The sequence below is a fragment of the Halomonas sp. GFAJ-1 genome, from assembly GCA_002966495.1.
Classification (GTDB): domain Bacteria; phylum Pseudomonadota; class Gammaproteobacteria; order Pseudomonadales; family Halomonadaceae; genus Vreelandella.
Genome location: CP016490.1, coordinates 3,611,614 through 3,626,254 on the forward strand (window position 1 = coordinate 3,611,614; position 14,641 = coordinate 3,626,254).

Here is a 14,641-nt window from a genome sequence, read left to right on the forward strand (position 1 = left end):
TTCAATTACTCAGGCCGACTGCGACGCCATAATCGCTGCGGTAAGGGCGAGATCATCGGGGTGGGTAACTTTTAAATTATCGCGCCGCCCACTCACTAAGCGCGGGGCCTTACCCAGCGCCTCGACGGCGGAAGCCTCATCAGTCACAACACAGCGCGTTTCAACGGCATGCTCAAGGGCAGTGCGTAGCAGGTCATAGCGAAAGCCCTGGGGTGTTAGCGCATGCCACAGCCCGTCGCGCGGTTCGGTGGCCATGCTAAGCTGCTCCGCGTTGGCACGCTTCATGGTGTCCGCCACCGGCATGGCAAGCAGCGCGCCGTCGGGGTGCTCACTGGCTGCCTTGTAGAGCGCCTGCAAATCAGCTGAGGTGATACAGGGCCGCGCTACGTCGTGCACTATTACTAAGTCGCTGGCGTGGGCCGGTATTGCTTGTAACGCGTTTAATACGCTATCCATACGTTCAGCGCCACCGGTCACTCGCTGCCAATGGGTGAACGGCACCCAAGTGGGGTCGAACCAGTGATCATCACTGTCTAGGCAGAGCACTAGCTGCGCCTTGGGAAAAGCCGCGTTTAGGCGGTGAAGGGTATGCGCAAGGATCGATCGCTCGGCAATGGTGAGATACTGCTTGGGCTTATCAGCGCCCATACGCTTGCCCTGACCCGCGGCCGGAACAATCAGCCACAGTGAGTTGCTCATTGGCCTGCCCTTTCATCCGTCAGTTTTGGCTGCACCACTAAACCTGCGTTAAGGCCTATCAACTCGGCTTCAATGGCCACACCTGGCACCCAGAAAAACTGCTCGTCGCTACGTACCATGCCCATGTCACTGCGGGCGCGCTCCTCAATGGCATCCAGGCCGGTTTTAAGATCGGTGACTTCTGCCGCTAGTCGTGCGTTACGATCGCGCAGCGGTACATTGGCAGCTTCTTGCACGGCTACACGCTCTTCTACTTGCTGAAGGTCTTGCCAGCCCCCATTGCCTAGCCACAGCTGGTATTGGAGCAACCCCAACACGGCAAGTAGCGCAACCACTAGCCATTTATGCATCACCGAGTTCCTTTTTGACGGCGTAAACGCCGCGCATTATGCCATTAAGGGGGTCTGCCCAGCGAGCATGCCAGGCGTTTAATAACGGATTGAGGGCATGTTTATCCCACCTGCGCTACTTAAACGGCAGCGCCTGCGCTGCCGCCTGACGATAGGCGTTAATATGCGCGGCTTCTTGTTGACAAAACCGAGCGACGCCCGCAGCCAAACCGGGGTGCACCAAATAGTGCAGCGAGCGCACCCGCTGAGGGGCAAAACCGCGCACCAGCTTATGCTCCCCTTGGGTTCCCGGGTCAAATAGCGTCAAGCCTTGCGCCAAGCAGTACTCGATCCCCTGGTAGTAGCAGGCTTCAAAATGCAGGCAATCAGCCACCACCTCGCTTCCCCAATAGCGGCCATAAAGTGCTGTTTCACCACGAAAACAGAGCGCTGCTGCCACCGGCTGGCCGTCTAAAAGTGCCTGCACTAGCACTAGTGCTTCAGGCATGGTGTGGCGCAAGCGCTCAAAAAACGCCTGGTTTAGATAAGGCGGCCTGCCGCGCTCGTGATAGGTAATGGTGTAGCAGCGGTAAAAATGTGCCATGGCAACCTGGGTAATGTCGTTACCTTCTAAACGCCGCATAGTAAACCCTTGCTCTGCCACCAAGCGGCGTTCTCGCTTGATCATTTTGCGCCGCTTAGAGGTAAGGCTCGCCAGGAAACCATCAAAGTCTTCAAATTGCCGGTCACGCCATTGAAACTGCACCCCTTCTCTGGCAATCAAGCCAGGGAACTGACGCTGCCAGGCAGCCACTTCTTGCTCTTCAGCAAACAGCAGATGCCAGCTTGAAAGCACCAGCTCCTCACACTGCCCTTGCCAAGCAGATGCCAACTGTTCGCGTATCGCATCGGCGTCGACATCCGCGGCTATCAAACTGCGTGGCCCTGGCACCGGCGTAAAAGGGATCGCACTCAGCGCTTTGGGGTAGTAGTGCCCTCCGGCACGCTCTAGCGCCTCAGCCCACCCCCAGTCAAACACATACTCACCGTAAGAGTGATGTTTGCGGTACATGGGCAACGCGCCCACTAGCCGGTCAGCTTGCCAAACGCTTATATGGCATGGCTCCCAACCGGTGGCGCTGCTTACTGAGCCGCTACCCTCCAGCGCTTGCAAAAAAGCGTGGCGTAAAAACGGTTGATCTTTACCCACTAGCGCGTCCCACTGACTTGCCGCGACGGCCTCAATGGCAGGTAGAATAGCAAGTGATAGCGAGCGTGATGGCATGGCGTCCCTCAAGGGCATCGGCTAAACAACCGGTAGTAAAACAAGCGACAGTGTTTAAGCCAACACTCTACCATTACCCCTAACGCTCAACGATGGTGACGACGCCATCGGTTGTTTATTTTCCCTACGGCGTATTTCATCATGCGTTCATCAAGGAGAGGCCATGAAACGCGATCTAACCGGTGTGTTCCACGCTCAGCAGCACGCTGTTGAACAGGCGCCCTACCCTTCGCTCAGCACCCGGCGTGAACGGTTGGGCCGCTTAGCACGCATGACAAAGCGTCACCAGCACGACATTGTCCGCGCTATTCAGGCAGATTTTGGAAAACGTAGTGAAACGGAAATCCGCTTAGCTGAAATTAGCGGCGTGCTACAAGCCATTGGCTATACCCGGCTTCGGCTTTGGCGTTGGATGCGCCCCCGACGCGCAAGCATGCCCTGGCGGCTACTGCCCGCTAAAGCGCATATTGTGCCGCAACCATTAGGCGTCGTCGGGGTGATGGCACCTTGGAACTACCCCTGGAGCCTCGCCATCATGCCCGCCATAGACGCCTTTGCTGCGGGCAATGTGGTGATGCTCAAACCCAGCGAGCATGCGCCAAATACCAGCGCGCTGCTCGCCAAGCTGATTCCTCAATACTTCACAGAAGAAGAGTTTAGCGTCATAGAGGGCGGTGTAGAGGTAGCTGAAGCGTTCAGCGCCCTGCCGTTCGATCACCTGTTGTTTACGGGTTCTTCCCAGGTTGGGCGCAGGGTTGCACTTTCAGCCGCCGCTAATTTAACCCCGGTGACTCTTGAGCTTGGCGGTAAATCGCCCGCGATTGTAGCCGCCGATGCTGATGTTGATCGCGCCGCCGCCGCCATTGTGTTTGGCAAAGGCATGAACGCCGGACAAACCTGCATTGCACCCGACTATGTATTGGTAGAAAGCCGCCGTTTAGACGCCATGATCAAAGCGTTAACCCAAGCCATTGCACACCAGCGGCCTAACGACAAAGACGCAACCTCAGCGATCAACGAACGCCATCAACAGCGCCTTGATAATCTGCTTGAAGAAGCACGGGACCACGGCTGCCGCATTATTGATGCAGGCCCCCATGCGCCCGTGCTCATTATTGACCCCACCCACGACCTAGCGGTGATGCGCGAAGAGATCTTTGGCCGCTGCCTGCCAGTCATTGGCGTTAAAAATATCGATGACGCCATTGCCTATGTGAATGCCCGCCCCCACCCGCTAGCGCTTTATGCGTTCACCGATGATAAAGCGCTTCAGTTAACGTTACGCCAACACACCCATTCTGGGGCGCTGGTGTTTAACGAAACCCTGCTGCATCACGCGGTACCCTCGCTACCTTTTGGCGGTGTCGGCGAGAGCGGCATGGGCAGTTATCACGGGCGTCATGGCTTTGAGCGTTTTAGCCATCTACGCGGTATTTTCTACCAATCTAAACGGCCATCCAGCCGGCTTATTAGGCCGCCTTATCGGCGCTGGTTAATGAAGTTACTGAGGCTTGGTTAACGATAATAGTTAAAGCTAACGGGTAAATTCCCGATAATGATTGGGCAGGGCCATATCTTCATTATATTTTTGGAATCACTATGCAAGCCGCCGATCTACCTGATAACGAAACGCAGCGCCTGACGGCCTTGCATGCGCTCCATGTGCTTGACACACCCATTGATGAAGCATTTGATCGCATTACTCAGCTTGCCCAAGATCTTTTTGACGTGCCTATTGCGCTAGTATCCCTGGTAGATAAAGAGCGTCAGTGGTTTAAATCCCATAGCGGGCTAGATACCTGTGAAACCAGCCGCGAGATCTCGTTTTGCGCCCATGCAGTTGCTAAAAATGCACCGCTAGTGATTGAAAACGCACTAAATGATCCCCGCTTTGTCGATAATCCGCTTGTCGAAAACACCCCCCAAATTCGCTTTTATGCAGGGCACCCACTGCGGCCCAGCGAAGGCTTACCCGTCGGCACGCTGTGCTTGATTGATAGAAAGCCGCGCACTTTTAGCCAGCGAGACCGCCACCTATTAAAAAGCCTCGCGGGCCAAGCAGAAGAGCTGCTGCGCCACCATCAAATGCGCCGCTCCCTGGCGCAAACCACCCGACGCTATGAGGCGCTATTTAATGAGAGTGCTACCGGCATTATTCGTATCGACCGAGCTGGCAAGGTATTAAGCATTAACCCCTTTGCGCTCACCATGCTGGGATATGACCACCACGAAGTCATTGGCCAAAATGTTGCCATGCTAACGCCTGCCGCTATTAGCGCAAGGCACGATAACTTCATTAGTAACTTCTTAGCCGGCGGCGCGCCTAAGGTAATTGGCCGAGGACGAGAAGTGGAGGCACAGCATAAAAAGGGCCACACCATTCCGGTGCATTTAGCCGTCAATGCCATCCATAACGAGCACGGCGACGTTGCTGAGTTTTTAGGTATCTTGACCGATTTAAGCAGCGTCCATGACGCCACGCAGCGCATACAAAAAGAGCAAAGCCTATTAAAAGTACTCCACCAGGGTATTACGGATTACCAAGCACTTATGTCTGGCGAGCGGCTGTGGACATTCTTAATGGAAGCGCTGCGCGAGCTTACCGACAGCGACTATGCGTTGATTGGCGAAGTGCTGCCCACCGATACCACCAATGCGCTTAAAATTCATGCGATTACCGACCTCTCTTGGAACCCGGAGTCGCGCCACTTAATGGAGCAGCTCCGCAGTGGCAATATGATGTTAACCAACCCCCATTCGCTGCTGGGACGTGTTTTCGCTTATGGTGAGGTTATTATCACCGACGATGTTTATAGCCATATCAAGCGCGGCGGCTTCCCTGCTGGCCACCCCCGATTGACCAATTACTTGGGCGCACCAATCTTCAGCGGCGAGCGCTTAATTGGCATGTTTGCCATTGCCAACAGCAAGCAGCCCCTAAACCAAGCGCTGCTGGACTGGCTTCAGCCGTTTACCGACACCTGCGCCTTACTGATTAATCTTTATCGGCAAATGGCCGAACGCGAGCAAGTCACCCGGGATTTAGCTAACGCCCGTGACCAGGCAGAGCAAGCCAATAAAGCCAAGAGTGAGTTTCTCTCCTCTATGAGCCATGAGCTGCGCACGCCCCTCAATGCCATTATTGGTTTTGCACAGCTATTAGCCAAAGGGCGCCGCGAGCCGCTAAGCGACAAACAGCAGCGCCAGGTAGGTCAAATTGAGAAAAGCGGCCAACACCTATTGAGCTTAATTAATGATGTGCTCGACTTAGCCAAAATAGAGGCAGGTCTTACCCCGCTCTCCCTTGAGCCGCTGCTTATTGCCAACGTCCTAGATGATGCCTGTAGCACTCTGGAAGCCAACATTGACGCGGCAGGTATCACCCTAAGCCGCGCCCCATTAGCTTGCTCTTGGCAGGTTATTGCCGACTATACTCGCACCAAACAAATTCTGCTTAACCTGCTCTCCAACGCCATCAAATACAACTGTGTTGATGGCGTGATTACGATTGATGCTGAACAAGATGGCAATATGCTGCGTATTAGCATTACCGATACCGGCTGCGGTATTGCAGTAGCGCGCCAGCACGAACTGTTTGAGCCGTTCAATCGGCTGGATGCCGAGTACAGCACCATTCAAGGCACCGGCATTGGATTGGCCATCACCAAACAGCTTGTGGAGCGCATGGACGGACAAATTGGCTTTAAGAGCCAGCCAGAAAAGGGGTCTTGCTTTTGGTTCACGTTGCCCATTACCGATCAAGCAGCGCAGCCTGCTCACGTGATGGCTAACCACGGCAACGAAACAATCGACAGCAGTGCATCCACTTACACGCTGCTTTATATCGAAGACAACCCCACCAACCAGCGGCTGATGGAAGATATCATCGAGGACTTTAAACAAATCCAGCTGCAAACCGTTACCAACGCAGAGTTGGGACTGGAAATTATGCGCCACTCCCCGCCGGATTTAGTGCTCATGGATATTCATTTACCGGGCATGAACGGCTACCAAGCGCTCAACGCCATGCAGCAAGACACTCAGCTGCAGCACATCAACGTGGTGGCGCTGTCCGCCAACGCCATGGACCGCGACCTAAAATATGGCTTAGCCGCCGGCTTCGCCGACTATCTCACCAAGCCTATTGATATTGAAAAACTAACCGCCACGCTCAAGCGGTTTCTCGCGGTGACGCTCAAGGAGTAGCCATGAACCTCGTTCAGAAACATCTGCTGGTCGTCGATGACAACAGTATTAATGTCGAGCTTCTCCTCGACCTGCTAGACGATCACGGTTTCGCCAACACACACGGCATCAGCGATCCTCGCCAGGTACTTGCCTACTGTCAGCAACAGCTGCCCGACTTAATCCTGCTGGATATTCGCATGCCTTATTTAGACGGCTATGCGGTCATCCACCAGCTACAGAACCATTTTGCCCACAACGCCCCACCGGTTATCGTGCTGACGGCACAGATCGATGACGAGACGCGCCAACGGGCCCTTGATCTTGGCATACGCGACTTTGTGACTAAGCCGTTTAAGCACGATGAAGTCTTACAGCGTATTCGTAATGCCTTGAGCGTCGAACACCGTTATCAAGTACGTGATCAGCAAGCCGAAAACTTAGAGCGCATGGTAGCAAAGCGCACTAAAGAGCTGGAGCGTCAGTCCCGCACCGACCCAATTACCCAGTTTGCTAATCGGCGGGCTTTAACCGAGATGCTGCGCAAAGCCGCTATGAGTGGCAAAGGCACCGGACTACTGTTTATTGCCCTTGATCACCTAGACGACGTAATACGACTGCATGGCTATGGCGTTGCCGACCAGCTAATGGGGCATATTGCCCAACAGCTCTCTGCCCGTTTAACGGCTTCCTGCGAACTGGGACTATGGGGGGGCAGCGAGTTATTAGTGATTGCCGACAGTGCCGAGCTTGATAAGCTGCGTAAGCTAGCGGCAACGCTACTAAGCTGTTTCGACCAGGATCAAGCGCTAGGGGATTTACTGCTACCCCTTAGCGCACGTATTGGCATTAGCTGGGCCGGAGGCCATTTCGATATAGCGCGCCTTGTGCATATGGCAGCCCTGGCGCTCCCCCAAAGCGGCACACTACAGATTCAGTGCTATAACGAAACCTTAGAAGCCAAGCAGCGACATCGGCTGCACCTTCAGCAAGCGATACGCGGTGCCATTGACCGCGGCGAGATGTCCCTCGCTTTTCAGCCTAAGCTCTCGTTAAGCACTCAGCGCATTATTGGCGCCGAAGCGCTGCTCCGCTGGCATCATCCCGAGCTTGGCCAGGTATCCCCCGCCGACTTTATTCCTCTGGCGGAAGCCAGCGGTGATATTCTCGCCATTGGTGAGTGGGTGCTCAACGATGCTATGCGCCATATTGTGAATTGGCGCAAGCATGGCCTCCTAAACGATGATTTTCACATCGCAGTAAACGTGGCAGCCCGCCAGCTAGCGCGGAAAGACTTCGCTGAAAAACTACTCGCCCGACTAGCCGAACATGCGATCCCACAGCGTTTTTTTGCCCTAGAAGTCACTGAGTCGGGCATAATGAGCGATATGCAAAATGCCCGCGCGCAGCTAGCCCAGTTGGCCAGCGTCAATATTGCCGTCGCAATTGATGATTTCGGCACAGGCCACTCATCGCTTGCCTATGTAAAAACGCTACCGTTCAAAACATTAAAGATCGACCGCGCTTTTGTGATGGATCTAGAAGAAGACGCTGTAGATCGCCAGTTGGCGCTAACCATTACCCAACTAGCCCATGCGGTGGGCTGCGATGTAGTGGCAGAAGGCATAGAAACCGCGGCACAAGCAGACTACCTACGCTCAATTGGCTGCGAAGCGGCGCAAGGGTATTACTATGCCCGCCCACTCGCCGCGAACGAATTTTTCACCTGGTGCAAGGCGTGGACACCCCGCCACCACCCGGCTACTGACATGGAGTCTATTAATGGCACATGACCTGCTTGACCGTATACGCGAACGCTTGGAAGACTTGAACCGCTCGGAACGCAAAGTCGCCAACGTTATTCTTGAAGATCCAGCCGCCGCGACCAGCCTGAGCATAGCAAGCCTCGCCCAAGCGGCCAGCGTCAGCGAGCCCACGGTCAACCGGTTTTGCCGCAACTTTGGTGCCAAAGGCTTTCCCGACTTTAAAATCAAGCTCGCCCAAAGCCTTGCCGGTGGCACACCCTACGTTACCCGGGCAGTCGAGCCTGGCGATTCCGCAACCCAGTACACCCATAAAATTTTTGGCGCGACGATCGCAGCGTTAGATGAAGCTCAACGGGAAGTAGATATGGCGGCCATCGAACGTATGGTCGACTACCTCACCCAGGCGAAGCAGGTGCATTTTTTTGGCCTCGGCGCCTCTGGCGCTGTCGCACAAGACGCCCAGCACAAATTTTTCCGCTTCAACCTGCCGGTCATGGCCTATGTCGATGTGTTAATGCAGCGCATGGTAGCCGCTGCCTGCCATACCGGGGACGTAGTGGTGGTGATTTCTTACACAGGCCGTACTCGAGAATTGGTCGATATCGCGCGGGTAGCCCGGGAAGCAGGCGCCGTGGTGCTGGGGATTACCGCTCCTAACTCCCCGCTTTCCCAAGAGTGCACCGCCACCCTAGAAGTTGCCACACCGGAGGACACCGACCACTATATGCCGATGACCTCACGGATGATTCAATTGACGCTCATTGATGCACTGGCAACAGGGGTTACCCTACGGCGCGGCGAAGACTTTCTGCCGCACCTTAAGAAAATCAAAGATAGCCTGCGCGATACCCGTTTTCCTATTGAGAAAACCGGCAAATAAGCGACAGGCCCCTTTCAGAACCCCTTGCCGTTATTCGTTGCTAACAGCTGCGGTGACGGTAATTTCTACTTTAAGCTCATCAGCAGGCAACGGCGCGCATACGCAGGTGCGTGCCGGTGCATAGCCCTCCGGCACCCAGGCGTCCCACACGTCGTTCATGGCAGCAAAATCACTGCCATCTTTAAGGTAAATAGTGGCGCTTAATAGCTGCTCGCGGCTTGAACCAATCTCTTTTAGCAGCGCGTCGACCCGTGCCAGCATGCTCTCGGTTTGCGCTTTAATGTCTTCGTAACGCGCTTCAGGACCTGACACCTGGCCGCACAAGTAGGCCACGCCTTGGTGAATAACAGCGCGACTCATGCGGGCTTTTGTATCATGGCGTTTAATTGTCATGGGGCAATCTCCTAAATATTGAAAAAAAAGCAGTGTAAACCGCCATCGCCTTATTGCCTACGCCTTCATCATCAAGTGTTTTCCGTGGGCACCGGGCGGTGTTCAAATACTCGGCGCAACACAAAGCTGGTATGGGCGCCAGTCACCCCTTCGATACGGTTAATCACGTGCAGTAAAAGGTGCTGATAGTCATCCATATCCCGCACCAGAATCTTGAGCTGGAAATCAGCGGCCTGGCCAGTAATGATCAAACACTCAATCACATTGGGGATTTGTCGAATATGGCGCTCGAAGTTATCAAAACGTTCAGGGGTGTGCTTATCCATGGAGATGTGCAGCAGCACCATAAGCTGGTAACCCAGCTGACGCGCATCCACATCGGCACGATACTGGGTAATTAACCCGTGTTCTTCCAGCGCACGCACGCGGCGTAGGCAGGGCGATGGCGATAAGCCGATCCGCTCAGCCAGTTCCTGGTTGCTGATGCGCCCCTCTTGCTGAAGCACATCAAGAATACGGCGATCAAAACGGTCAAGTTCAAGCGGGACTACCGGCATACAGCAACTCCTGCTAACAAAAATAACATAGCTGATATTATCTGCCTTTTAATGCCTATAAAGCCATATATTCGCAATAACCTTTCGCCACAATTCCCTTAAACTGATGCAACTGCCATAAGCAGCGCCACGCGGTGCTTTACCTGGGCACCATAACAAGCGGCTCACGCCATAAGCGGCCGCCCTTAACAACGCTGACTAACAGGAAGTCCACCATGCCCGCTTTCGATCATCGCAAGTACCGCCCTGCTCCACGTGTTCCCGCGTTTAATCGCCAATGGCCCGACCGCGACCTTACCCAGGCGCCGATTTGGGTCAGTGAAGACCTGCGCGATGGTAACCAGGCACTACTTGAACCGATGACCGTTGAGCAAAAGCAGCGTTTTTGGCATCAGATCATCAAAGTAGGCATTAAAGAGGTGATGGTCGGCTTTCCTTCGGCCAGCCAGCCCGACTACGACTTTGTCCGCTGGCTAATCGAAGAGAATCAAATTCCCGACGACGTAACCATTGCAGTGCTAGTGCAGTGCCGTGAACACCTGATCGAAAAAACTTTTGCCTCATTAGTCGGCGTGAAGCGGGCGATTATTCACCTGTATAACTCCACCTCCACTATCCAGCGTGAGCGGGTATTTGAGATGGATCGCGACGGCATTACCGATATCGCTGTACAGGGTGCTACCTGGGTAAAAACCTATGCCGAGCAATACCCTGACGTTGAGTGGCGTTTTCAATACTCGCCAGAGAGCTTTTCCAGCACTGAAATCGACTTTTCACTCGCTATTTGCGAAGCCGTGATGGATGTGTGGCAGCCTACGCCCGACAACAAATGCATTCTGAACCTGCCCACAACGGTAGAAGTGGCAGGGCCACATCACCATGGGGATCAAATCGAGTATTTTTGTCAGCATATTAGCCGCCGGGACAGCGTGATTGTTTCTGTACACACCCACAACGACCGCGGCGGCGCAGTGGCTTCAGCGGAGCTTGCATTGCTGGCGGGTGCTGACCGTGTCGAAGGCACGCTGTTGGGTAACGGCGAACGTACCGGCAATATGGATATCGTCACCTTGGCCATGAATCTCTATAGCCAAGGCATCGACCCCGAGCTTGACCTCTCAAACCCGGACGAAATTGTCCAGGTCGTCCATGAGTGCACCGGTATCACTGTGCACCCGCGCCACCCCTGGGTGGGCGAAATGGTCTATACCGCGTTTTCCGGCAGCCACCAGGACGCTATTCGTAAATCACTCAAGCATCAAAAACCCGACGAGCCTTGGCAAGTGGCCTATCTGCCCATTGACCCCCACGATATCGGCCGCGACTACCAAGCCGTGATTCGTGTAAACAGCCAGTCGGGCAAAGGCGGCATGGCCTTTTTGCTGGAGCGGGATTACGGCATCAACCTGCCCCGCTGGATGATGCTGGCACTCGCCCCCTATGTGCAAAAAGAGAGCGAGCGGCGCAATAGCGAGCTTTCCAGTGAAATTATACGCCAGGTGATGTTCGATAACTTTGCGTATGATGCGCCTCTCGCCCTGGCTGACTACCAGCTTTCCAAGGGCCAACGGGAGGGTATCGACATTACGCTTTGGCAGGGAACCGAAACGCTGCGGCTTTCAGGCACGGGCAATGGCGCTATGTCTTCGTTCACCGACGCCTGGAAAAAACACTCCGGTAGCCACGTGGCGATTATAGATTACAGCGAGCACTCCCTAGGTGGCGACAGCGAGGCCAATGCCATTGCCTTTGTCCAGCTCAACATCGACGGGCAGCGGGTTTGTGCCGTAGCCGAAGATAGCGATACCGTAAGCGCATCGCTAAAGGCGCTGTTATCAGGGATTAATTCGGTTTACCCCGCGGCTTCTCAGCGCCAGCGTGAAAATGCCACGCTGGAAGCTTAAATAGCGTTTCGTTGAGTGCGTGTTACTCCGCGCACTCGATACACTTCAGCACTACCGGGTCCGAAGTGAGGCGTTTGGTACCAATCCATTCACCACACTCAATGCACTCACCAAAGCTCTCTTGATCAATACGTTGTAACGCGCCGCTAATACGCTTAAGCGTCAATTGGCGGCGCTGCTCCTCAGCTTTGGCCATTGCCTGCCCCTGCAGCGCATCCATTCGCGAAAGCCGCCCCACCGAGGTTTGGTCAAGCACCACCGTCTCTCTTGAAGAAGCGCTCTCAGTGCTCTCTTCTTTTAAAGCAGCCTCCAGCGCCAGCAGTTTTTGCCGTATTGCAGGAATGTCCACCTCAGGGTGATTCATCTGCGCCTCCTCTTGGCTTACAATCATTAACTTATTAATCGTTGATGGGAAGGGACTCTTAGTAATGGGCTATCGTACCCTTCTACGCGATCACCGCAGTGTGCTGGGCATCGCATTTTTAGCCATGTTCAGTTCAAGCCTTGGACAAAGCTACTTTATCGGGCTCTTCCAAGCCCCCCTTTCAGCACACTTAGGTCTTAGCATAGGGCAGTTTGGCACCGCCTATGCGCTGGTTACGCTCATCGCAGGTTTTTTTATGCTGCGCTTTGGGCCATCTATCGACTGGATTAACCCCCGTCGTTTTGCTATCAGCGTGCTTGTGCTGCTGCTCATCGGTGTTATGTTGCTTACCCTATCGCCCTGGTGGTGGCTAGGGGTGGTCGGTTTAGGCATTGTGCGGCTATGCGGCCAAGGGATGCTGACCCATCTAGGTAATACGCTCGCCGCCCGGGAGTTTTCAACACTACGCGGCCGAGCAATGGGGCTTGCAAGCCTTGGCATTCCTCTCGGCGAAGTGCTGTTACCCCCGCTGGTGGCCGTTGCGCTGGTGTGGGCCAGCTGGCAAACGTCATGGTGGCTGCTATGCGGCCTATTAGCGGTTATATGGCTTGGCTTGTTGCTAAAAGCTCCTTGGCCAAGCGCACCGGGAGTTAAACCGACCAAGCTCACCGCCCACGGCCCCCGCCCTTTTCGAGAAAAACGTTTTTGGCTGCTGCTACCGCTATTAATGGCACTGCCTATTACGATGACGGGGTTGTTTATTTATCAAACCCAGCTCACTCAATCACTGGGCAGCTCCCTCGCCGTTTACGCAATGGCGCTCAGCGGCATGGGCATTGCCAAACTACCCGGTGCGCTACTAGGTGGGCGCTGGGTTGATAAACTTGGCCCCGTGCGGCTAGCACGCTTTTACCTGCTGCCCTATGCGCTTGCTATGCTAATGGCAATCACCCTCGGCGGGCATATCAGCGTTTGGGCATTAATGGTAGGCGGCGGTTTAGCCATGGGCGCGCAAGAGCTTATCTCCTCGGGCTTGATGATTAAGCTGTGGGGCGCCGAACACTTTGGCCGCGTGCGTTCAGCCCTTAGCGCTGCCATGGTGTTTTCAACCGGCATTGCCCCAGCGGCATTAGGGTTAGCGCTAAACGTAGGTGTTAGTTTTCAAACGCTACTGCTCGGGATGCTGCTGTTTATCATGACGGGCTGGCTACTGGCCCAGCCCGTGCTAAAAGAAGCGTCGCTTATTCCCCTTGGTCGCTAGCCGCTTTTTACGTCGACATAAAAGTGGCTTAGCTATGCATTAACGTAATATCAGTACCGGCACCTGGGCGTTACGCAGCATTTGGGTGGTGGTACTGCCCACCAGCAGGTGGCGAATACGCGAGTGGCCGTAGGCCCCCATCACCAACAAATCGATACCCTCCTCTTGCTTATAGGCGCGTAGCGTCTCTTCTACCTCGCCAGCACGGATGGCTCCTTTAGCCGTATGGCCCGCTGCTTCAAGGGTTTCGGTGGCCCACGCAAGCTGCGAACGATTTTCGGCGGTTTCAGCGCCCACAATCACCACATGGCAGGTAGCACCTTCAAACAGCGGGCTTTTAGCCAGCATTTCAACGCCTTTGCGGGCGGTTTTGCTGCCATCAAAGGCCATCATCACGTTTTTTGGCTGCGTAAACTGTTTGGGCACCATCAAAATCGGGCGGTGCATTTCACGCACTACGCGCTCAAGATTAGAGCCTAAGTGGCCGCTGGCCTGGTGAGCAGTTTCACCACGTTTGCCTACTACCAACAAACGCACCTCTTTTTCGTTCTCTACCAGCGTTTCTACCAGCGTACCGTTGCGCTGCAAGCAGGGGGGGTCAACAATGCCTAACGCTGCTACCCGTGCCTTGGCAGCATCCAGCATTAAGCGGCCCTGCTCGCGGGAAATTTTAGCGTGCTGCTCTTCGATCTCCGACAGCTTTTCGAGCAGGTGCTCCCGAGTACCTAAGCCTAAGTTTCCGGTAAGATCAGGCTCCGCCACCTGGGCGTGGTTATCAACCGTATGAATAAAACGCAGCGGTGCATCAAGGGCTTTAGCGGCCCAAGCAGCATAATCACAGACGCCTTCTGAAAACTGTGAGCTATCAATTGCCGCAAGAACGCAATCAGACATGTAAGTTTCTCCTAGAGCGGGTGCATCAACGTTATTGTTATTCTCAATCTTTTTTACACGAACTTATTGACCAGTGACACCTATAAGCGTTCTTTCTAATGCCAAGAACGCTATCAAAAGCGCT

13 protein-coding genes are annotated in these 14,641 nt (G+C 54.5%); 6 read left to right on the forward strand and 7 right to left on the reverse strand.

Features of this window, described 5'->3' with window-relative positions; all coding sequences use genetic code 11:
* Window positions 1-9: 9 nt before the first annotated feature.
* From BB497_16335 to BB497_16345, 3 genes are all read right to left on the reverse strand, one after another.
* Window positions 10-699 (reverse strand): 2-C-methyl-D-erythritol 4-phosphate cytidylyltransferase, encoded by a 690-nt coding sequence (locus BB497_16335; GenBank protein ID AVI64168.1) that lies wholly within the window; start codon window positions 697-699, stop codon window positions 10-12.
* On the reverse strand, window positions 696-1,049 hold the full coding sequence (locus tag BB497_16340) for a cell division protein FtsB (protein ID AVI64169.1): 354 nt from the start codon (window positions 1,047-1,049) through the stop codon (window positions 696-698). Before BB497_16340 ends, BB497_16335 begins: the two co-directional genes overlap by 4 nt.
* A gap of 115 nt (window positions 1,050-1,164) precedes the next feature.
* On the reverse strand, window positions 1,165-2,313 hold the full coding sequence (locus tag BB497_16345) for a hypothetical protein (GenBank protein ID AVI64170.1): 1,149 nt from the start codon (window positions 2,311-2,313) through the stop codon (window positions 1,165-1,167).
* A gap of 163 nt (window positions 2,314-2,476) precedes the next feature.
* On the opposite strand from BB497_16345, the gene BB497_16350 reads away from it, so the two are divergent.
* The 4 genes from BB497_16350 to BB497_16365 all read left to right on the forward strand — a co-directional run bounded on the left by BB497_16350 (window position 2,477) and on the right by BB497_16365 (window position 9,144).
* Window positions 2,477-3,832: an aldehyde dehydrogenase gene (locus BB497_16350; protein ID AVI64171.1), complete on the forward strand. Its 1,356-nt coding sequence runs from the start codon at window positions 2,477-2,479 to the stop codon at window positions 3,830-3,832.
* A gap of 80 nt (window positions 3,833-3,912) precedes the next feature.
* Entirely contained in the window at window positions 3,913-6,519 is a 2,607-nt protein-coding gene (locus tag BB497_16355; protein ID AVI64172.1) for a histidine kinase, read from the forward strand.
* A 2-nt stretch (window positions 6,520-6,521) separates the two neighbouring features.
* Window positions 6,522-8,291, forward strand: a complete 1,770-nt coding sequence (locus tag BB497_16360) for a diguanylate cyclase (GenBank protein AVI64173.1) — start codon at window positions 6,522-6,524, stop codon at window positions 8,289-8,291.
* Complete coding sequence (locus tag BB497_16365) at window positions 8,281-9,144, forward strand: transcriptional regulator HexR (GenBank protein AVI64174.1); 864 nt, start codon at window positions 8,281-8,283, stop codon at window positions 9,142-9,144. Before BB497_16360 ends, BB497_16365 begins: the two co-directional genes overlap by 11 nt.
* 30 nt (window positions 9,145-9,174) lie before the next feature.
* Here the strand turns inward: BB497_16365 and BB497_16370 are convergent, their stop codons facing one another.
* A complete protein-coding gene (locus BB497_16370) occupies window positions 9,175-9,537 on the reverse strand; it encodes a hypothetical protein (protein AVI64175.1) in 363 nt (120 codons plus the stop codon).
* Window positions 9,538-9,608: 71 nt separating this feature from the next.
* A complete protein-coding gene (locus tag BB497_16375) occupies window positions 9,609-10,094 on the reverse strand; it encodes an AsnC family transcriptional regulator (GenBank protein ID AVI64176.1) in 486 nt (161 codons plus the stop codon).
* Window positions 10,095-10,309: 215 nt separating this feature from the next.
* Between BB497_16375 and BB497_16380 the strand changes: the two genes are divergently transcribed.
* Complete coding sequence (locus tag BB497_16380; protein AVI64177.1) at window positions 10,310-11,998, forward strand: 2-isopropylmalate synthase; 1,689 nt, start codon at window positions 10,310-10,312, stop codon at window positions 11,996-11,998.
* A 22-nt stretch (window positions 11,999-12,020) separates the two neighbouring features.
* Here BB497_16380 and BB497_16385 read toward each other — a convergent pair whose 3' ends face one another.
* Entirely contained in the window at window positions 12,021-12,362 is a 342-nt protein-coding gene (locus BB497_16385; GenBank protein AVI64385.1) for a molecular chaperone DnaK, read from the reverse strand.
* Window positions 12,363-12,426: 64 nt separating this feature from the next.
* Here BB497_16385 and BB497_16390 point away from each other — a divergent pair, with 64 nt between their 5' ends.
* Window positions 12,427-13,623 carry an MFS transporter gene (locus tag BB497_16390; GenBank protein AVI64178.1) on the forward strand — a complete coding sequence of 399 codons (1,197 nt, stop codon included), beginning with the start codon at window positions 12,427-12,429 and terminating at the stop codon, window positions 13,621-13,623.
* 39 nt (window positions 13,624-13,662) lie between these two features.
* Here the strand turns inward: BB497_16390 and BB497_16395 are convergent, their stop codons facing one another.
* Window positions 13,663-14,517: a universal stress protein UspA gene (locus BB497_16395; GenBank protein AVI64179.1), complete on the reverse strand. Its 855-nt coding sequence runs from the start codon at window positions 14,515-14,517 to the stop codon at window positions 13,663-13,665.
* Window positions 14,518-14,641 lie beyond the last annotated feature (124 nt).

Bases quoted from the DNA above. Each gene is read 5' to 3' on its own strand.
- BB497_16335 (AVI64168.1), bottom strand. From the start codon at position 699: ATGAGCAACTCACTGTGGCTGATTGTTCCGGCCGCGGGTCAGGGCAAG.
- BB497_16340 (AVI64169.1), bottom strand. From the start codon at position 1,049: ATGCATAAATGGCTAGTGGTTGCGCTACTTGCCGTGTTGGGGTTGCTC.
- BB497_16345 (AVI64170.1), bottom strand. From the start codon at position 2,313: ATGCCATCACGCTCGCTATCACTTGCTATTCTACCTGCCATTGAGGCC.
- BB497_16350 (AVI64171.1), top strand. From the start codon at position 2,477: ATGAAACGCGATCTAACCGGTGTGTTCCACGCTCAGCAGCACGCTGTT.
- BB497_16355 (AVI64172.1), top strand. From the start codon at position 3,913: ATGCAAGCCGCCGATCTACCTGATAACGAAACGCAGCGCCTGACGGCC.
- BB497_16360 (AVI64173.1), top strand. From the start codon at position 6,522: ATGAACCTCGTTCAGAAACATCTGCTGGTCGTCGATGACAACAGTATT.
- BB497_16365 (AVI64174.1), top strand. From the start codon at position 8,281: ATGGCACATGACCTGCTTGACCGTATACGCGAACGCTTGGAAGACTTG.
- BB497_16370 (AVI64175.1), bottom strand. From the start codon at position 9,537: ATGACAATTAAACGCCATGATACAAAAGCCCGCATGAGTCGCGCTGTT.
- BB497_16375 (AVI64176.1), bottom strand. From the start codon at position 10,094: ATGCCGGTAGTCCCGCTTGAACTTGACCGTTTTGATCGCCGTATTCTT.
- BB497_16380 (AVI64177.1), top strand. From the start codon at position 10,310: ATGCCCGCTTTCGATCATCGCAAGTACCGCCCTGCTCCACGTGTTCCC.
- BB497_16385 (AVI64385.1), bottom strand. From the start codon at position 12,362: ATGAATCACCCTGAGGTGGACATTCCTGCAATACGGCAAAAACTGCTG.
- BB497_16390 (AVI64178.1), top strand. From the start codon at position 12,427: ATGGGCTATCGTACCCTTCTACGCGATCACCGCAGTGTGCTGGGCATC.
- BB497_16395 (AVI64179.1), bottom strand. From the start codon at position 14,517: ATGTCTGATTGCGTTCTTGCGGCAATTGATAGCTCACAGTTTTCAGAA.